The sequence below is a fragment of the Thalassotalea sp. ND16A genome (assembly GCF_000764205.1).
In the GTDB taxonomy this organism is placed as follows: Bacteria; Pseudomonadota; Gammaproteobacteria; order Enterobacterales; family Alteromonadaceae; genus Thalassotalea_A.
Genome location: NZ_JQDZ01000104.1, coordinates 46786 through 65058 on the forward strand (window position 1 = coordinate 46786; position 18273 = coordinate 65058).

Below are 18273 nucleotides of genomic sequence, written 5' to 3' on the forward strand. Positions count from 1 at the left end.
TATAAAGCAGTAGTTAATCGTTTTATCTCAGGCATCCATGCCTTCGGTTCATAGAACTGCTTCGCAAAGAAGAATTGTTCCATACAATTCTTTAACCATTAAAAATGAGCAGATAATTGATCAACTTGGTAATAGTATGTCGCATTTTAAAAAAAGTGCCGATTAAAACTGCTCAAAATTGCGTATCCGGTAAATGGCTCAAGCTTAGAGGGCGCGCATTACGTTTGTTTTTTTATCCCTACTATTGTTGCTGCGCTTAAAATAAACTATATATCTTTAGCTGGTGGAATATCGGTAAATACGCTGTTGCTCATCCATTGACTTACATTTTGAGTCAAGGCTTTATGGCCAATCAAGGTTAATTGCGCTGTTTTTATCGCTTTTTTATAAGTCGTATCACCCATCCATATATCGGCCATGATTTTTACTGTGGTGGTAAAGTATATGTCAATTTCTTTGCCAGGATCTTTGACACATAAATCGACATTGTCAGCTTGTACCACCAGCCGCTAACGACAATGTGAATGATAACATTAACCCGGTGAGTCTATTATATTATGCCGCCTCAACTTGTGGGTGAACCCCTTGTTCATGCTCACAAGAAACGCCATTTAATATGGTGTTGCAAGCCAGTTAGTGCACAACGGCAATAAACTTGATGATGGCACACATTATCAAGTTTATTTTTTTGCACTGCTATAGCCCTGAAAGTGATATTCACCGGTCTGTTGAAAGCGCCACTTTATCGAACCATAGCTCGCCAGCAAAACATGAAAGTTTACACTTTCTAACCTAAACTTATTCAATGCTGTAGATAGCTACAAGAACATCATTTCATCTCGTCTGGTTGAAATTGAGTTTCAATGTTCTTGCGAGAAATACCCACCAACTTCTATTGGAGAAAGTCATGTCTTTGCAAAGAATGTTATTCATTTTAATGACAATGAGTTGCACGCTTGTCATCAGTAATAGTGGTCTTTCCCATGAGGGTCATGAGCATCAAGACTTGACCATCAGCAAGCTTGGTAACTTGGGCAACGTTGACTTTGACGTTTCTTGCAGCGATAAAGCACAACAGGCGATGAATACCGGCGTTGGTTTATTGCATCACATGATGTACGCACAAGCCGAAAACCTTTTTCATCACTGGATAGCGAAAGACCCCGAATGCGCGATGTTGTACTGGGGATATTCGATGACGTTATTTCATCCCTTATGGCCAGATACAATAAAAGAGGAAGCCTTGCAACGAGGTGCAGAGGTAATTAAAAAAGCAACAGAGCTAAATGCTTCAACTCGAGAAAAATACTATATACAAGCCGCAGCCTCATACTACGAAAACTGGCAGGTAAAAACCGATAAAGAAAGAATTGCCGCATGGGCAAAAGCGCAGGAAGCAGTGTATCAACAATATCCTGATGATATTGATGCGACAGCGTTCTATGCCTTGTCGCAAATTGTCATGGCCCCCAAGCAGGATGCCACGTTCAGTCAGCAACAAAAGGCGGGAAAACTGTTAGCTAAAATACATAAATCATTACCAACTCATCCCGGGGCAATTCATTACACCATACATGCTTACGACAGTGCGTTGCTTGCCAAACATGCGGTTGAAGCTGCCAGAGCGTACGATCAAATCGCACCCGATGTACCGCATGCGCTGCATATGCCTACCCATATTTTCGTCAGATTAGGCATGTGGGATGATGTTATTAGCTGGAATACACGCTCGGCAAAAGCGGCGTTAAAATATCCGAGCCAAGGTACTACCAGCATGCACTACATTCATGCTATCGATTACTTAATCTATGGTTATTTGCAAAGCGAAGATAAATCAAAGGCTTTAGCCGTGATAAAAGAGGTGGAAGCGCACCATCCTATTCAAGCCACTTTCCCGGCTGCGTATGCCTTAACTACCATACCGGCGCGGATGTTTTTAGAACAAAAGCAATGGCAATTGGCCAGCCAATTAAAAACGCAAACCCCAGCCTATATTGACTGGATGAAATTCCCTCAGATTGAAGCCATTACCTATTACACGCGTGGTCTGGGTGCCGCCCGCAATGGCGATGTAAACGCGGCGAAGGAAAATCTGAAAGTGCTTGACCAATTATACGATAAGACATTAACAATCAGCCCTAAGTATTGGGCACCACTGGTCGATGCCCAAAGGCAAGTGGTCACAGCATGGATTAGTTACGAGCAGGGCAATAAAAAACAGGCAATAAATCAACTCAAGCGAGCAGCCGACATTGAAGATTCACTGGACAAAAATCCGGTAACTCCTGGGGCGGTACTTCCGGCACGCGAACTATTGGCAGACATGTATATGTTAAATGGCGATTATGCCAAGGCCTTGACTGCATATAATGATAGCTTGTCCATCAATCCAAATAGGTTGAACAGCTTAACCGGGGCGAGTGCAGCATCGAAACAAATTAAGCAGTAAATCTTTGTCTTTTGGTAAATATCAAATTTCAGGCGAAAAAAAAGAGCTCAGGAAAGCTCTTTAATCTTTTAAGTTGGTGGAGTAGGGCGAGTAGTTCCTTTGTAATTCATAAAAATATGATCGGTACAGACATATATTACGGACTGAGTTAAATTGGCCCCCGGATTTACGTACCAGAACGCCTATAAGGGTTAACTCCCACTCGGGTTTTTTATCCTTGTCTTCGTTAGGCTCAGCTCTGCTTGTCTTTTACGGAAAACTGCATCAGCCAATATCAGCAATCTATAACCTTAGTACTAACATACCCGAACGCTCGTCTAAATATACTTAATTTTAAGCTATACTGTATGATTATTCATCCCCAAGTGAAGTGAGAGAACACCTTGGATCGTTCATCGCTAATACCATACCTGCTATTACTTATTGGCTTCAATTGCTTTGCTGAGCAAAAGCCGTATGAAATATTGAATTTGGAAGAAGGCTACGATTCTAACGTTGATGTCTCTGGAGGTGTGTTAACCGCTTTTCAATTTGAAGGTGCCGACGAAACAGCACAATTAGATAATTTATTTATTGCTAAAAGCGAAAACTCTAAAAACCTTAATATTAAAATCTTGAGTATTGATGGTAAATATCATGCGGAATTTGCCGTTAAGTTTCTACCAACTGATAAAGAGTGGGTTGAAGTCGCCATTCCTTCAAAATATACAGAAGAACTTGCTAGTTACAAGGCGGAAGAAGTATCGGTTTATGCCTATCAAGAAGTAATAACCAAAAGGAATAAAAAAACACATTTCATCTTTCCTACTGCTTGGGGAGAGCCAAATACATTACAACAAAAATTTTACATTAATAGCGCTGGAGATTTTGCCAAACTCGCCTACGTTGATATTAACATCGGGAAACAAGTCACATTTTGTGAGCCAATATCGCGAAACGTAAAAACTTCTTTTAACTATGAATGCACATTGCCGCCAAACGCCCAACCCAAAAATAATTTTATTGTATTTACTACCACAGCTGGAGCTAAAGGGAAAAAGTATAAAATATGGCAGCCGAAAAAATAAAGCAGGTCACTTTTATAATCTGGTTAAAAAAGCAGTTAGGAATTGCGGATGCGACACCTCAAGTTCTAGTGTTAGTGGGAATATTATGTTTTTTAATAGTATTTATTCTCTCGATCATTACTTTTTCAGTGTTTAAGAAGCTTGATGACAACACAAAATATTTAATTACTGCCGAAAGTGAACACATCAGCTACCAGACTACAAAAGTATTACCTCCCCCTATTATTATAAAGAATTTTAAATACGCACAAGAGTGTGGCGATTTCAGTAAAGAAACATATTCCGAGGGCGAGTTGGATGTTAACAGGAATTATTTGCTTAAGATCACACGTATGCTGAACAATGAAGTGACAATTGTTTTAGTCAAAGCTCCGAAAAATGTGAATGAAAAAGAGCAGAATAAAAAAAATATAAAGGGTTATTTTGAAATTGAAGGTGAAGGGGTTGAATATAACAACTGCTTAGCGATAAAAGTGCAATTGAATGAGGAGAATCCTGTATTAGAGTTTAATGCAATAGGCCATGTGGAGTTAGGTAAGAGTATTACAGATGCTTCAGATGGTTATTATCCATTGTTATTGTCGGGTGAAATTACCGTTACTGGTGAGACACTATTTTTTCAATCAACGTATCAATTTACTCCTTACGTCATAAAAAAGAGCGATTATATTTATAACAATTCGGTAAAGGATTCTTCTCAAACCGCCATAATAAGGGTGGTAAAAGACGAACCTGGAATGACCGCAATTGTTTCGTTACACGGTGGAAATCTATATGTTCAACGTTATCGTATGGAACCTCAATTAATTGAAAGCAGTTTTATTGATCGTGTGAGTAATGACTATGAGTTAGCGTTTAGTCTATCGATTGCTATTGTCTTTGTGCAGTTTCTCTTTGGTGTCATCAATTTCTTATTAAGGATAGAAATGATTCATAAATAACGAGAAGGATTTTTATCATGCTTAAAACTTTTTTTATAGGAATGTTCATCTATATCACGTGTTTCTCTGTTTTTTCGTCTGATGTATTTATAGAAACTGATATGGAATTTGGCCGAGGAATGTTACGTCAGGTAGGTTCTACTTGCTTAGTATATACCCCAAAACATGTAATCGAAGACTCTGAATCAATTTACATCAGTGGACGTTTCAAGCGCGATATAGCGGTAAGCTTATTGACTCAATACCCTCAAGATTTAGCAGTACTATCAGTGCCATCATCCGATACTGAATTATGTCGGGAAAGTACTTGGCGCGATGGAGCAAGAGTATCTGCCATATTAAACAGTTTAACAAATGCAAAACTAAGCTTTCGAAAGAAAAATGGTGGCTTAACAGAGTACGATCTAATTATCGTTGAGAAAGAGATCCATACATATTTTCATATTAAACTTTCAAGCAGCAAAAAAACTATCAAACAAGGCATGAGTGGCAGTACAGTTTACGTAGGCGACTACCCAATTGGCATACTGGTTTCAGTCAAAGATGGAGTAGGTAAGGTACTTAGACTGGATGATATCACCAATATTTCTCAATCAGTTGTCAGTACATTTGAAACGGAAGCAGAAAAAATATCACGTGAAAGTGGTTTAGTTACACGAAAGACAACACCAACAACTCAAGCAGTTGCCCCCAGTTCAACAGACCAAAAGGAACAGATATTTCAAGGTGAAATAGCCGAAGGGACTGTAAAAGTCTTTAATATACTTTCAAAAGGAAATACCGCGTATAAGTTAACGAATTTAAAGCAAAGCAACAGCGTATTGTTATCATTTGAATTTTTAAGTCCTGGAGAGCAATGGTTATATCGTTCAGGTAATTTTACTTCGGACAAGAAAAAAGAGTTTGGTTTTGGAACTCAAGAAGTTGGTGAGCACATTTTAAAAATCTCAGGCAACAGAGGTGTAGGTAGTTTTAGTCTCAAACTGGAAGAAGTTGCAACCCCAGAAGAGCTAACCGGTGAGGCTAACATCATTGGTCACAACGATATTGCTAAAGGATTTATATCTAGCGGAACCGTTGCATACTATCGAATATTCAGTAAAGGCAATACCGCGTATAAGTTAACGAATTTAAAGCAAAGCAACAGCGTATTGTTATCATTTGAATTTTTAAGTCCTGGAGAGCAATGGTTATATCGTTCAGGTAATTTTACTTCGGACAAGAAAAAAGAGTTTGGTTTTGGAACTCAAGAAGTTGGTGAGCACATTTTAAAAATCTCAGGCAACAGAGGTGTAGGTAGTTTTAGTTTCAAATTAGAAGAGGTTAGCACTAAAAATTAAACCGTGAGCTATTTAAAACGTTTTATCACTGAATTTCAGGCGAAAAAAAAGAGCTCAGGAAAGCTCTTATTCTCTAAATTGGTGGAGCGGGGGGGAGTTGAACCCCCGTCCGAAAAACCTACATCCTCGGTACTACATGCTTAGTCGTTTATTTGTTTAACCAATTAGACGTCAAACGACAGACTTCGTCATGGTGAGTCTGATACTGTTTCGCGGTTCACCGTCAGACACAGTTCCCTCGCTAACCTATTTGGGGTGACCATCGATCCTCTAGACAACAGGTAAGACTATGAGGCGATGGCTAGCCTTAAGCGGCTAGTGCGAACGTTTCGTCGTTAGCAATTATAGTTTTGCGGCTTTTTACCAGGCCAACCGCCCCTGGGCATGCACCTTGGGTTTCGTGAATCTCGTCGAATCCTGAATCCGCCCCAAAGTTTCTATTGGTTTACGAAATAACTCAATAGAATGACTATTATAGCGCTTAATTGGTGTAGAAACAACGCGGGTAATTAATGTACAGTTGTTGTGTTTTAAGTGTTCAAAGGTTAGGTGGCTTCGCCATTACGCGAGACTGAAGTTCCGCCAACCAGTGGCTTCGCCATTACGCGAGATTGAAATCCCGCCAACCAGTGGCTTCGCCATTTCGCGAGACTGAAGTCCCGCCAACCTTAGGAGCGTGAATTAACGTAGGCTGAAGATCTGCTAACCAATTTTTATGCGTTTATCGTTGCATTTCTTGGTTAACCGTTTATATTAAGTTTACTTTGATTAACTGATTAGACCAGTTTGGTGGGGAATTGCTCCCAAATAACAATAAGGCGTGAAAATGGCACAACCAAAACTTTTAGATATCTATAATAAATGGCATAAATTCTCGTTTGGCAATCGATTGTTTTCCTGGTTTTTTGCCCGCTGGGCGCCGTATTTTAAAACCATCAAGCCGTATGTGGTTGAATTGCGTCCCGGTTACTGTGAAGTGTTGATCAAAAAACGTAAAATTGTGGAGAACCACATTGGTACCGTGCATGTGATTGCCATTTGTAATGGTTTGGAAATGGCGATGGGCGCGGTTTCAGAAGCATCAATTCCTGCACATTTACGCTGGATCCCTAAGGGCATGTCGCTTGATTACACTGCCAAAGCGGGCAGTAATATTCGCTGTGTTGCGGACTTAACCGGTTGTGAATGGCAAGAAGGGGACTTTTTAGTGCCAGTTACCGCATACGATATTAACGATGTGGTAGTGGTAACCGGTACTATTAAACTTTGGGTAAGCAAGAAACCGGTCAAGAAGTAAATTTGTTTATGCAATAAAAAAACGCCAGCGTTTTTGCTGGCGTTATTGCTTTGATTGGTTTTAGGTTAGCGTTGTAACTTGGTAACCTGTATTACTGGCTTTTTTGCTTCATGATACGGCCCTGGTCAACTTTCCATTCTCTATCTTTGATGTCGGCACGCTTATCGTGGCTTTGCTTACCTTTACCCAAATAGAATTCCAGTTTTACCCAGTTTCTTTTCCAGTACATCGCGGTGGCTATCATCGAGTAACTCTGGCGTTCGACCGCGCCAATTAAGCGGTCTAGCTCACGACGGCTCAACAAGAGCTTTCTATCGCGGGTAGGGTTACACACCACGTGCGAAGATGCGGATAACAACGGATGAATTTCAGCGCCAAGTAAATACGCTTCACGGTCTTTAATATACACGTAGCAGTCAGAAATGTTGACTTTGCCTTGTCGAATGCTTTTCAGTTCCCAGCCTTGCAAACTCATGCCGGCTTCGAACTTGTCTTCAAGGGTATAATTATGCCTCGCCTTTTTATTTAAAGCGATGGTATTACTTGCTTGTTTGTTTTTTGATTTTTTCTTTGCCATAACGGCGCTTATTATACTGAAAGATAATGACATTGATACCGCTAGATGCGTTTTTTATTGGAAAATTTTTTGCGGCAGAGGGTGAGCTTTTATTTTGCCTTTGGTAATATACCCGTTACCATTCAAGATGCTGGTTTCAGAGTTCTTGAGCGATACCAATACAAGGCGCAGTTATGCCGATATGGTTGTTCCATTTAAAATAGCTGCAATGACTAGTGATATCGCTCAAGCACTTCTTCGATGGGGTTAAAAGCAATTTATGCCGCGTTATTAATTTTAACAATGGAGCAACCATGCTCTAAAATGAATGCCTTGCCTAAATTGCTTTTAACTCCCACTGAAATCCAGCACTTTGAATGGCAACGGGTATAAACAAATGCATTTTGAAAGGGGGAAGTAAATGTCAGCAATAAACCGCAGCGCACTGGTGATGTATAGTGCTGCCCAAATGTACAATTTAATTAACGATGTATCCGCGTATCCAGAGTTTTTACCCGGTTGTCGCGAGTCTAAATTACTGTCATCGACTGATGATTCGATGACGGCGTCGTTATTGGTGGCAAAAGGTGGCATTAAAAAATGGTTTACCACCACCAATTCGTTGAGCAAAGATAAAAAAATCACGATGAACTTAAAAGACGGACCATTTAAAACATTAACCGGTTACTGGTTACTTACGCCGTTGAGTGACGAAGCCTGTAAAGTTGAACTGGTACTCGATTATGAATTCTCGAGTAAACTAATTGAAATGGCTTTTGGCCGCATTTTTGATAGTCTTACCAATAGCATGGTGTCGGCATTTACCAAAAGAGCAAAAGAGGTATATTAACCTATGGCAGTTGAGCAAATAGCAATAGAGCTGGTTTACGGGCTTCCTACGGAACAAACGCTGTTGGTGTTACACGTAGACGAAAATTCTACGGTTGAACAGGCAATTATTGAATCTGGCATTTGTCAGAAATATGCCGAGATAGACTTGGAAGTTAATAAAGTGGGCATTTGGAACAAAGCGGTGAAATTAACGCAGCAGCTTAGCGATGGCGATAGAATTGAAATATATCGGCCGTTAATTGCCGACCCGAAAGAAGTGCGCAAGCGCCGCGCCGAAAAAGCCAAAGAAGAAGGTCGCGCCGACAAAGTTACAGGGGGGAGAGTAAACCCGCAGCGCGCTAAAACAAAGAGTGAATAAGCCTAGCTTTGCTCACCGCTAGGCGTGATGAAAGCGAGGCATTAAATTTAGCTGCAGCTAAAAAGTAAACAGTTTGGCCAATCGGGTGGTACGACATTCTTGCTCAGTTGTTAAGCTGTCATCATCCGAGAACGTATCGCCAACTACCGCCATAAAATACTGTAGCTTATCTTGTACTTGCATCGCCATGGCGAAAACATTGTTGGCAGTTTTGGTCGGAGTGAATTTGTTTTGGGTAACGCTATTTACCTCAACCAGTTGCGCTAAGGGTCTATTAATTAATACATCATAGGCATTAAAGTAATTGCCGGTTACCGTGCTAATACTTACGTGCATGTCTTTGGTAAAACGTACCTTAGAGTCTTCTAAAGCCTGGCTTGTCATTGGTATTGCTAAGCCAACAAGCATCGCTAATACAAAGCTTTTCACATTCAATTGCGTTTTCATTCTACTCTCCCAACTTAACCATGGTAACTGCATTAATGTAGATTTTTTTGCTGAGCTTAATCTATGTTAATTAAGTGTTAATTGCCAGCGTTTATAGACGAGCCACCATATTTACAAGATGAACGGCAAACTAAGGAAAATATTTCAAAAAATGTTAGTGCTAACACTGCTTGGCAACTTCATCGACTAAATGTCGAAACCAAATGTGGCTGGGTTCGTGATGCAGCAGCGGCGACCAGATCATTTTCAATTCAATATCAGGAATGCAAAATGGCACATCCAATATCGCATAACCGCGGTCTTGCTTATGGACCATTGCGGCTTTTTTCGGTAGCGTAGCGATAATTTGATCATCATGCGCTAACTGCATCGCTAAGTGGTAATTACGAGTGAATATTTTGATGTCGCGTTGCTTATTAATTTCGGCTAATGCTTCGTCGACCAAGCCCAGATTGTGTACATCTTTTGGGTCCATTCCCAGGCCGACACCAAAACCAGTTTTTGACACCCATACGTGTTTACTGGCCAGGTAACTGTCCAAGTCGAAGTTTTCAAGTATTGGGTTTGAGCTTCGGGTTAAACAAGAAAACCCATCTTGCCAAAGCACTTTTTGATGAAACGATTGCGGTAGCTGATCAAATAAGTTTATCGCCATGTCAATTTTGCCATCTTCAACGTCATGAAAGGTCACATCACTTGGCGTCATTATGTCGATGGTAATATGGGGGGCAATGCGATTAATTTTTTCTAACAGCTTCGGCAGCAAGGTAGAGGCGGCGTAGTCGCTGGCCATTAAACGGAACACCCGGGTACTGTGTTGTGGCTCAAAGTCTTCAACCGTTTGTAACGCTTCTTTGGTTTCTAACAAAATTTTTCGAATTTTTGGCGCAAGCGTCGCGGCTCTTTCGGTTGCCGCCATGCCATCCGAGGTTCTTACCAGAACCGGATCGTTTAACAAGGTTCTTAATCTCTTTAACGAGTTACTCATTGCCGGTTGGGTAATGCCTAAGTGATTAGCAGCACGAGTGACATTTTTTTCGCGCAGTAACACATCAAAGGCAACCAGCAAATTAAGATCGATATTGGAGATATTCATAAAGTAAATGCAAAATTAAAAATGATAAATTATATGAATTTTAACAGGTTTTCCAGGCTTGTTGGCTATTACTTGCAAATATTTCGGCATCCTCATAAAAAAACGGCATAGCCCTTAATACAGGCGATGCCGTTATTCATAGATAAACAATTTTAAATGCTAAACACTAAGGTTAATGACGTTTCGGTACGGGTACTGTCAGTATCTTTTTCTACTTCGGTATTGTGATCTACCTTGAAGGCAAACTTTAATGCTAATGAATCAATCAGTTTCGTGGTAATTGAACTCACCGATTGATACTTACTGTTTTCGCCGGATTTAGGCGCCATTTCGGCACTAAACGTTTGCTTAAATTGCATGGTATCAAAAAATCGTCTCTCATACGTTGCCGCAGCACGAATGATAACGGCTTTTTGGGTTTCATTATTGTGCGTGTCGGTTTCGGCTACTTCATCAACTTTATAACCCGGTCCAACCTCAGCATCAAAAAATGCTTTATCAGTCTCATACCATCGTCGACCCCAACCCGATGCAATAGAGCTTTGATAGTCGAAACCATTAAAGCGATTTCTTTCGTACGAGACGAAACCGAACAAGTAGTTTTTTCCACCTTCTTCTAAGGTGTAGTTACTTTGCAATGAAGTAGCCCATTTTTGGTCGGTAGTTTCAAATTCCTTTTTGCCATTTTCTTGCTCTTTTTCGCTAATACGACCAAATAAGTCCAATATCCAGTTGGAACGTAATTTACCTACCTCGTGCACTAAATCGGCTTTTGCCTTACCAATGGCATAGTCGTTATCACCGGTATTGAAAAATGCCCCCACTTCCACCGAGCCGGTAATGACTGATGCAGTAATGTCGCACTCGGGAAAACCTATAAATTCTTCCGGCGGGACTTCGTCAGTAAAGTGGTAACATTCAGGTTTTTCAACCGGGTTTAACGCGGTAAGTATGGCGTCTATGGGCTGACTATTTAAACTATCTTCTGCGACTACGGGGGAAGAAAGTACGAGTAATAGGATAAAGGAAATTAGCTGTTTCATGGTTTAGTTAATTAGGCGTTGTGCCTGATATCTCTAGTTATTGTTATTGTTTGTGTATTGCTATTGTATATCGGTAATCCTTTAACCGCGGTTATTATAACGAAGTTCGCTCAGCTGACCAGTAAAATACCAAATTGGTATAATTTTATTTATCGCGATATTAGCTATCCATTAAAAAAGGGCCGATTGGCCCTTTTACAATAAATACAATGTAGCGGTATGAATTATCCGCTAATCATTTATTTAATTAACGCTTTTAACTCGCCTTTTGCATAACGAGCATACATATCGTCTAACGAGATAGCTTTAATTTTGCTGGCATTACCGGCGGTGTTGAACGCTTCGTAACGGGCTTTACAAATATCGTACATGGCATTGGTCGTTACTTGTAAGAATTTACGCGGGTCAAATTCCGTAGGGTTGTGCGCTAAAAAGCGACGCACGGCACCCGTTGACGCCAAGCGTAAATCGGTATCGATATTTACCTTGCGCACACCGTTTTTAATGCCTTCTTGAATTTGCTCAACCGGTACACCGTAAGTTTCAGGAATGTTGCCGCCAAACTCATTAATTACCGCTAACCACTCTTGTGGCACCGATGATGAACCATGCATCACTAAGTGCGTGTTAGGAATACGTGCGTGAATGGCTTTAATACGATCGATTGATAAAATGTCGCTCGTGGGTGGGCGAGTAAATTTATACGCGCCGTGTGAGGTACCACAGGCAATTGCCAAGGCATCTACTTGCGTTTTGTTAACAAAGTCTGCCGCTTCTTCCGGGTCGGTTAGCATTTGCTCAGCAGTTAGAATGCCTTCTGCGCCAATGCCGTCTTCTTCACCGGCCATACCGGTTTCAAGCGAGCCTAAACAACCCAGTTCACCTTCAACACTTACACCACAGGCATGCGCCATTTCAACGGTGCGACGGGTTACGTCAACGTTGTATTCGTATGATGAAGGCGTTTTGCCATCTTCACCTAATGAGCCATCCATCATTACCGATGAAAAGCCTAATTGAATTGAACGTTGACATACCGCGGGTGAGGTACCGTGATCTTGGTGCATTACCACTGGAATTTCCGGAAACTCTTCAGTTGCTGCTAGGATTAAGTGACGTAAAAATGGCGCTCCTGCGTATTTACGTGCACCAGCCGAAGCTTGTAAAATTACCGGGCTGTCGGTGTCACGCGCCGCTAACATAATTGCCCGAACTTGTTCTAAGTTATTGACGTTGAACGCCGGGATCCCGTAACCAAATTCTGCTGCATGGTCTAGCATTTGACGCATTGAAATTAAAGCCATTACCAACACTCCTTACTGTGTGTGATACAAGCAGGTAAACCTGCTTTATTATAGATTAAATGTTAAATGTTAAATTTTGATTTTATAAACTGTGTTTCATTGTTGTTTTAAATTGAATTATTGCGCTGCGCGTTGTTCTAAAATAGCAACTGCTGGTAATTTCTTACCTTCTAAAAACTCAAGGAAAGCACCACCACCGGTAGAGATGTAAGATACTTTATCACTAATGTCGTATTTATCTACCGCCGCTAGTGTATCGCCACCACCAGCAATAGAAAATGCCGATGAGTCAGCAATCGCCTGGGCAATGGCTTTGGTGCCTTCGCCAAATTGATCAAACTCGAACACGCCTACCGGGCCATTCCACACGATAGTGCCAGCATTGGCAATAATTTCGGCCAGAGCTTGCGCTGAATCTGGACCAATATCAAAAATCATTTCATCATCAGCAACATCATTAACCGACTTTAAGGTAGCGTCTGCACTTTCGCTAAACTCTTTGGCAACGACCACATCCGTTGGTACCGGAATATCACCATTGTTGGCTTGCGCATTCGCCGTTAATTGTTGTGCTTGCGTAATTAAGTCGGCTTCAAATAATGACTTACCGACGTTATGGCCACTGGCGGCAATAAAGGTGTTGGCAATACCACCACCTACCACTAATTGATCAACCACACCTGCTAATGATTCCAGAACGGTTAGTTTAGTCGATACTTTTGAGCCACCAACAATGGCAACTAAAGGACGTGCCGGGTTATCCAATGCTTTGCCAAGGGCGTCTAATTCACCAGCAAGTAGTGGGCCGGCACATGCAGTAGGAGCAAACTTTGCCACCCCATGAGTACTGGCTTGCGCACGATGCGCGGTACCAAAGGCATCCATCACGAACACGTCACAAAGGTTGGCCAGTTGTTGTGATAATTGCTCACAGTTTTTCTTTTCACCAACATTAAAACGAATGTTTTCAAATATCACTAACTCGCCAGCAGCAACGTCAACACCGCTTAGGTAATCGCTCACTAACTTAACGTTTTGGCCAAGGGCCTGGGTTAAGTAATCGGCAACCACTTGCATTGAAAACTCACTGTTAAACTCGCCTTCTGTAGGGCGGCCTAAGTGTGACATTACCATCACTTTGGCGCCTGCCGCTAAGGCAAGCTTTAACGTTGGCAATGCCGCTCGTAAGCGCGCATCAGAAGTGATTTTTCCATCTTTAACCGGTACGTTTAAATCTTCGCGAATTAGTACACGTTTGTTGGCAAGGTCAAGATCGGTCATTTTAATGACAGACATAGCAAGTCTCCGTTGATATAAATAAAATTTCTGCTGCAGGGTCGAATTGCTTCGAATCGTCCTGCAATAATAAAAATGTTGTGCAGGGTAGAATTAATCTGACCTTATGGTGCGATTAATTCTACCCCACAGTAATATAAAATTTAGCCTGCTTGATCCATGCATTGAGCGGTATCAAGCATGCGGTTAGCAAATGCCCATTCGTTATCGCACCACACCAGTAATTTCGCCAGGCGTTTATGACTCACCCGGGTTGAGTTACCATCGACAATGGAAGAGTTGGGATCGTGGTTGAAATCACTCGACACTAATGGTTCGGTGGTAAAGCCTAAAATGCCGGATAAACCATTATTTTGCGCTTCAATAATGGCATTGTTCACCGCGGCAATGTCGACGTCAGAATTTAAGGTTACGCTTAAATCCATGGCGGTAACATTCATCGTTGGCACACGTACTGCAATCGCTTCAAAACGGCCGGAAAACTTCGGTAATATTCTTTCAATACCGGCGGCCAGTTTTGTTCCTACCGGAATAATCGACTGGCTCGCCGCTCGCGATAAGCGTAAATCATCGTGATAGGCATCAATCACTTGTTGGTCATGCATCGATGAATGAATGGTAGTGATGGTGCCGCTTTCTATGCCAAAGGCCTGATCAAGCGTTTGGATCACCGGCACGATGCAATTGGTGGTACACGAGCCATTGGAAACAATGATATCATCCGCGGTTAAGGCATGCTGATTGATGCCAAAAATGATGGTTTTATCGACATCGGTATGGGCCGGTTGCGAATATAAAACCTTTTTCGCGCCTTGTTCAATATGTTGTAACGCCGACGCTTTACCTTGATAAATACCGGTACAATCTAAAACAATGTCAACGCCGAGCTCAGCCCAGGGCAAATCTTCGGTTTTGCGGTGGTGAAATAAGGCAATATCATCACCGGCAACATTGAGCACGCTGTTTTCATAACTCACGGCAAAGCCAAAACGACCATGGCTGGTATCGTATTTCAATAAATGGGCAATGCCTTCCGGCTTCGCCAGCTCATTGATAGCAACGATTTCGAATTGATCGGTGCGGCCGGTTTCATACAGGGCGCGTAATATACTGCGGCCGATACGACCAAAGCCATTAATTGCTATTTTTATTGTCATTACCTTTAACCAACTGAGCCGAAATAGGCCGAGATAAACCCGGCCTATTGATGTTAGTGCTTAACTTAAGCCAATAATTCTTTGGCGGTATTTACCGCATTTTCTACGGTAAAACCAAACAGTTCGAATAACTCGCTTGCCGGCGCCGACTCACCAAAGGTTTTCATGCCAATAACGCGGCCGTCAAAACCAACGTATTTGTGCCAGTAATCTTCAATGCCGGCTTCAATGGCAATACGGCTACGCACTGAGTTAGGCAATACCGATTCGCGATAAGCAACGTCTTGTGCTTCAAACGCTTCGGTACATGGCATAGACACCACGCGAATGTTTTTGTCACTTAGCTCACGGCTTGCCGCCATGGCCAGCTCAACTTCCGAACCAGTCGCAATAAAGATCAAGTCAGGTGTGCCGGTACAATCTTTTAAGATATAACCACCACGAGCAACATTGGCTAACTGCTCAGCAGTACGCTCTTGTTGTTGTAAGCCTTGGCGAGTAAAGGTTAACGTTGTTGGACCATCATTTCTTTCAATCGCCATTTTCCACGCTACCGCCGACTCAACCGCATCACATGGACGCCAGTTATACAGGTTAGGGGTCATGCGCAAGCTGGCAAGTTGCTCAACCGGTTGGTGAGTTGGACCATCTTCACCCAAACCAATAGAATCATGGGTGTAAACAAAAATGCTGCGTTGCTTCATTAAGGCTGCCATACGTACCGCATTACGGGCGTATTCAACAAACATTAAGAAGGTGGCACCGTAAGGAATGAAACTGCCGTGTAAAGCAATACCATTCATAATGGCCGACATACCAAATTCACGTACGCCGTAAAATAAGTAGTTACCGCTGGCATCTTTTGCTTCTATGCCTTTTGAACCCGACCAAAGCGTTAAATTTGAACCGGCTAAATCGGCAGAGCCGCCAACAAATTCTGGTAATATTGGACCGTAGCTGTTTAAACAGTTTTGGCTGGCTTTACGAGTAGCAACATTCTCAGGGTTGTTTTGCAATTCTTGAATGTAGTTGTTTGAGTACTCTTCCCAGTTTTCTGGCAACTGTCCGGCCGAGCGGCGTTCAAATTCTGCTGCTAATTCTGGGTGTGCCACTTTGTAAGTCGCAAATAATTCATTCCATGCCGCTTCTGCTGTGGCGCCGTTGTCTTTGTTATCCCAGGCATTTTGAATGTCTTCTGGGATCACAAATGGTTCGTGTTGCCAGTTTAAAAATTCGCGAGTGGCTTGTATTTCATCATCGCCTAGTGGCGCGCCGTGACAATCGTGGCTACCGCTCTTATTCGGTGAGCCGTAACCAATAATGGTTTTACAACAAATCAGCGTTGGCTTATTGGTTTCTGCTTTGGCGGCAACAATGGCTGCTAAAATTTCTTCCGGGTTGTGACCATCTACTTCCAGTACCTGCCAACCGTAAGCGTTAAAACGAGCCGGAGTATCGTCTGAGAACCAACCTTCCACTTCGCCGTCAATTGAAATACCGTTGTCATCCCAAAAGGCAATTAATTTTCCTAAGCCCAACGTACCCGCTAATGAACAGGCTTCATGCGAAATCCCTTCCATTAAACAACCGTCACCTAAAAAGGTGTAAGTGTGATGATCAACTACGGCAAAATTTTCGCGGTTAAATTGTGCCGCTAAGGTTTTTTCGGCAATGGCAAAACCAACGGCGTTGGTAATACCTTGGCCTAAAGGACCGGTAGTGGTTTCTACACCAGGGGTATAACCATACTCTGGGTGACCTGGTGTTTTTGAATGCAACTGACGGAAATCTTTTAAGTCATTAATCGATACGTCGTAACCACTAAGGTGTAATAGAGAATAAATTAACATTGAACCATGGCCGTTTGATAACACAAAACGATCGCGGTCAACCCAGTTCGGGTTATTTGGATTATGCTTTAAATGATCACACCATAATGCTTGCGCAATGTCGGCCATGCCCATTGGGGCACCCGGATGTCCAGATTTTGCTTTTTGGACAGCATCCATACTTAAAACTCGAATTGCATTGGCCTGGTCTTGACGAGACGGCATAATAGCTCCACTTAATTTATTTAGAGTAAAAAAAACTGCGCGTATTTTCGCCCAGTCAGGCGCTCGGTGCAATCAAAAATAGGCGATTTTTTAAGAAAGTTTGCAAATAACTAATAGCAAAACTTTATCGCCGGTTTAAGTTAAAGGCTTTATCCGGTTTATTATTTAATATTATCAATAGTTTAACTTGGATTTGTGGCTGTTTTATTCTCTGTGTCGCTAACCTTGAAAGTTTTCATGGAGAAATCAATTTTTTGCAGTCAATAACCTTTATAACTTAAGTTGCGAAAAATCGCATTTTGTTATTCTAAAATGCGATAAAAGATTTTGTACTTATGTGCAGTTAGGGCGGTATTTTTTAACTGTTTGACGTGTAAGTGTATTGTTGTTGTTTGCGTTAACTGGTTGAATTGCATGTTTTATTTTTTGATTTGTTGCGTTTTTGTTAAATATATTTTAAATATTTATGAAGTTTTTTTTAAAAGGCACTTGTTTGTTTTGATTAAAACATATACATTATTTCCCGCTAGTTAATAATAACAAAAAAAATACATTCAAGGCTTAAGTCATGAACAAATCGTCTTTGGGGGAAGTCAAACTTAGCGCTGTATTTATTGCAGTCTTGGTTTTGGGCATATCGGCTGGATTATCCAGTTCACATGCCACTCAAGACACGGAAGTTAACAATATTATAAAAGAAGAAAAACAATAATTAATTATTGTTAATTTCGTTAAAGCCTCGCTCTGCGAGGTTTTTTTTTGGCTGTAATTTAGGGGGGAGGTTTAAGTGGCGTCCCTGAGACGATTCGAACGTCCAACCTGGCGCTTAGGAGGCGCTGTTGTTTAATTTTTATTGAATAAGTTTATTTGTTGCGACTTATAAGCGGTTATGAACAACCGCCATTTTTTGAAAAATGGCATCCCCACCTGGACTCGAACCAGGAGCGCCGGCTTAGGAGGCCAGTGATTTATCCAGTTAATCGATGGGGACGCGATGAATATCATTATATCTATTT

Annotated in this window: 17 protein-coding genes, 1 tRNA gene and 1 other RNA gene; 8 read left to right on the plus strand and 11 right to left on the minus strand. The window is 41.6% G+C overall.

Going from position 1 to position 18273, the window contains the following annotated elements:
- Positions 1–266 precede the first annotated feature (266 nt).
- Positions 267–503 carry a hypothetical protein gene (locus ND16A_RS04525; protein WP_033078601.1) on the minus strand — a complete coding sequence of 79 codons (237 nt, stop codon included), beginning with the start codon at positions 501–503 and terminating at the stop codon, positions 267–269.
- Positions 504–907: 404 nt separating this feature from the next.
- On the opposite strand from ND16A_RS04525, the gene ND16A_RS04520 reads away from it, so the two are divergent.
- The 4 genes from ND16A_RS04520 to ND16A_RS04505 all read left to right on the plus strand — a co-directional run bounded on the left by ND16A_RS04520 (position 908) and on the right by ND16A_RS04505 (position 5797).
- Entirely contained in the window at positions 908–2449 is a 1542-nt protein-coding gene (locus ND16A_RS04520) for a tetratricopeptide repeat protein (RefSeq protein WP_052073238.1), read from the plus strand.
- A 383-nt stretch (positions 2450–2832) separates the two neighbouring features.
- Positions 2833–3516 (plus strand): hypothetical protein, encoded by a 684-nt coding sequence (locus tag ND16A_RS04515; protein WP_033078602.1) that lies wholly within the window; start codon positions 2833–2835, stop codon positions 3514–3516.
- Positions 3498–4457, plus strand: coding sequence for a hypothetical protein (locus ND16A_RS04510; protein WP_033078603.1), 960 nt, complete (start codon positions 3498–3500; stop codon positions 4455–4457). The genes ND16A_RS04515 and ND16A_RS04510 overlap by 19 nt, the downstream gene beginning before the upstream one ends.
- A gap of 17 nt (positions 4458–4474) precedes the next feature.
- Positions 4475–5797, plus strand: a complete 1323-nt coding sequence (locus ND16A_RS04505) for a hypothetical protein (protein ID WP_152593908.1) — start codon at positions 4475–4477, stop codon at positions 5795–5797.
- A gap of 79 nt (positions 5798–5876) precedes the next feature.
- Here the strand turns inward: ND16A_RS04505 and ssrA are convergent.
- Positions 5877–6227, minus strand: a transfer-messenger RNA (tmRNA) gene (gene ssrA / locus ND16A_RS20730).
- A 396-nt stretch (positions 6228–6623) separates the two neighbouring features.
- Between ssrA and ND16A_RS04500 the strand changes: the two genes are divergently transcribed.
- On the plus strand, positions 6624–7094 hold the full coding sequence (locus ND16A_RS04500) for a hotdog fold domain-containing protein (protein WP_033078605.1): 471 nt from the start codon (positions 6624–6626) through the stop codon (positions 7092–7094).
- 91 nt (positions 7095–7185) lie between these two features.
- Here the strand turns inward: ND16A_RS04500 and smpB are convergent, their stop codons facing one another.
- The gene (gene smpB / locus ND16A_RS04495) at positions 7186–7671 is read right to left on the minus strand and encodes an SsrA-binding protein SmpB (protein WP_033078647.1); all 486 of its coding nucleotides are present in this window, start codon (positions 7669–7671) and stop codon (positions 7186–7188) included.
- Positions 7672–8071: 400 nt separating this feature from the next.
- Between smpB and ND16A_RS04490 the strand changes: the two genes are divergently transcribed.
- Both ND16A_RS04490 and ND16A_RS04485 read left to right on the plus strand, forming a co-directional pair.
- A complete protein-coding gene (locus tag ND16A_RS04490) occupies positions 8072–8500 on the plus strand; it encodes a type II toxin-antitoxin system RatA family toxin (protein ID WP_033078606.1) in 429 nt (142 codons plus the stop codon).
- Positions 8501–8503: 3 nt separating this feature from the next.
- Entirely contained in the window at positions 8504–8860 is a 357-nt protein-coding gene (locus ND16A_RS04485; RefSeq protein ID WP_033078607.1) for an RnfH family protein, read from the plus strand.
- Between the two features lie 57 nt (positions 8861–8917).
- Here the strand turns inward: ND16A_RS04485 and ND16A_RS04480 are convergent, their stop codons facing one another.
- The 7 genes from ND16A_RS04480 to tkt all read right to left on the minus strand — a co-directional run bounded on the left by ND16A_RS04480 (position 8918) and on the right by tkt (position 17257).
- Positions 8918–9307: a hypothetical protein gene (locus tag ND16A_RS04480; RefSeq protein WP_033078608.1), complete on the minus strand. Its 390-nt coding sequence runs from the start codon at positions 9305–9307 to the stop codon at positions 8918–8920.
- A 160-nt stretch (positions 9308–9467) separates the two neighbouring features.
- Positions 9468–10403, minus strand: coding sequence for a LysR family transcriptional regulator (locus ND16A_RS04475; RefSeq protein WP_033078609.1), 936 nt, complete (start codon positions 10401–10403; stop codon positions 9468–9470).
- A gap of 152 nt (positions 10404–10555) precedes the next feature.
- The gene (locus tag ND16A_RS0119560) at positions 10556–11446 is read right to left on the minus strand and encodes a DUF481 domain-containing protein (protein ID WP_052073239.1); all 891 of its coding nucleotides are present in this window, start codon (positions 11444–11446) and stop codon (positions 10556–10558) included.
- 239 nt (positions 11447–11685) lie between these two features.
- Positions 11686–12750, minus strand: coding sequence for a class II fructose-bisphosphate aldolase (gene fba, locus ND16A_RS04470; protein WP_033078610.1), 1065 nt, complete (start codon positions 12748–12750; stop codon positions 11686–11688).
- 117 nt (positions 12751–12867) lie between these two features.
- The gene (locus ND16A_RS04465) at positions 12868–14046 is read right to left on the minus strand and encodes a phosphoglycerate kinase (protein WP_033078611.1); all 1179 of its coding nucleotides are present in this window, start codon (positions 14044–14046) and stop codon (positions 12868–12870) included.
- Positions 14047–14189: 143 nt separating this feature from the next.
- The gene (epd, locus tag ND16A_RS04460) at positions 14190–15203 is read right to left on the minus strand and encodes an erythrose-4-phosphate dehydrogenase (protein WP_033078612.1); all 1014 of its coding nucleotides are present in this window, start codon (positions 15201–15203) and stop codon (positions 14190–14192) included.
- A gap of 65 nt (positions 15204–15268) precedes the next feature.
- Entirely contained in the window at positions 15269–17257 is a 1989-nt protein-coding gene (tkt, locus tag ND16A_RS04455; protein ID WP_033078613.1) for a transketolase, read from the minus strand.
- Positions 17258–17825: 568 nt separating this feature from the next.
- Here tkt and ND16A_RS21385 point away from each other — a divergent pair.
- Positions 17826–17969, plus strand: coding sequence for a hypothetical protein (locus tag ND16A_RS21385; protein ID WP_160173535.1), 144 nt, complete (start codon positions 17826–17828; stop codon positions 17967–17969).
- Between the two features lie 203 nt (positions 17970–18172).
- Here the strand turns inward: ND16A_RS21385 and ND16A_RS04450 are convergent.
- Positions 18173–18248 (minus strand) — tRNA-Arg (locus ND16A_RS04450).
- Positions 18249–18273: the final 25 nt, after the last annotated feature.

Coding starts and splice junctions, on each gene's coding strand:
- ND16A_RS04485 (WP_033078607.1), top strand. CDS start 8,504: ATGGCAGTTGAGCAAATAGCAATAGAGCTGGTTTACGGGCTTCCTACG.
- ND16A_RS04480 (WP_033078608.1), bottom strand. CDS start 9,307: ATGAAAACGCAATTGAATGTGAAAAGCTTTGTATTAGCGATGCTTGTT.
- ND16A_RS04510 (WP_033078603.1), top strand. CDS start 3,498: ATGGCAGCCGAAAAAATAAAGCAGGTCACTTTTATAATCTGGTTAAAA.
- ND16A_RS04520 (WP_052073238.1), top strand. CDS start 908: ATGTCTTTGCAAAGAATGTTATTCATTTTAATGACAATGAGTTGCACG.
- ND16A_RS04475 (WP_033078609.1), bottom strand. CDS start 10,403: ATGAATATCTCCAATATCGATCTTAATTTGCTGGTTGCCTTTGATGTG.
- epd (WP_033078612.1), bottom strand. CDS start 15,203: ATGACAATAAAAATAGCAATTAATGGCTTTGGTCGTATCGGCCGCAGT.
- smpB (WP_033078647.1), bottom strand. CDS start 7,671: ATGGCAAAGAAAAAATCAAAAAACAAACAAGCAAGTAATACCATCGCT.
- fba (WP_033078610.1), bottom strand. CDS start 12,750: ATGGCTTTAATTTCAATGCGTCAAATGCTAGACCATGCAGCAGAATTT.
- ND16A_RS04490 (WP_033078606.1), top strand. CDS start 8,072: ATGTCAGCAATAAACCGCAGCGCACTGGTGATGTATAGTGCTGCCCAA.
- ND16A_RS04505 (WP_152593908.1), top strand. CDS start 4,475: ATGCTTAAAACTTTTTTTATAGGAATGTTCATCTATATCACGTGTTTC.
- ND16A_RS04465 (WP_033078611.1), bottom strand. CDS start 14,046: ATGTCTGTCATTAAAATGACCGATCTTGACCTTGCCAACAAACGTGTA.
- ND16A_RS04500 (WP_033078605.1), top strand. CDS start 6,624: ATGGCACAACCAAAACTTTTAGATATCTATAATAAATGGCATAAATTC.
- ND16A_RS21385 (WP_160173535.1), top strand. CDS start 17,826: ATGAACAAATCGTCTTTGGGGGAAGTCAAACTTAGCGCTGTATTTATT.
- tkt (WP_033078613.1), bottom strand. CDS start 17,257: ATGCCGTCTCGTCAAGACCAGGCCAATGCAATTCGAGTTTTAAGTATG.
- ND16A_RS0119560 (WP_052073239.1), bottom strand. CDS start 11,446: ATGAAACAGCTAATTTCCTTTATCCTATTACTCGTACTTTCTTCCCCC.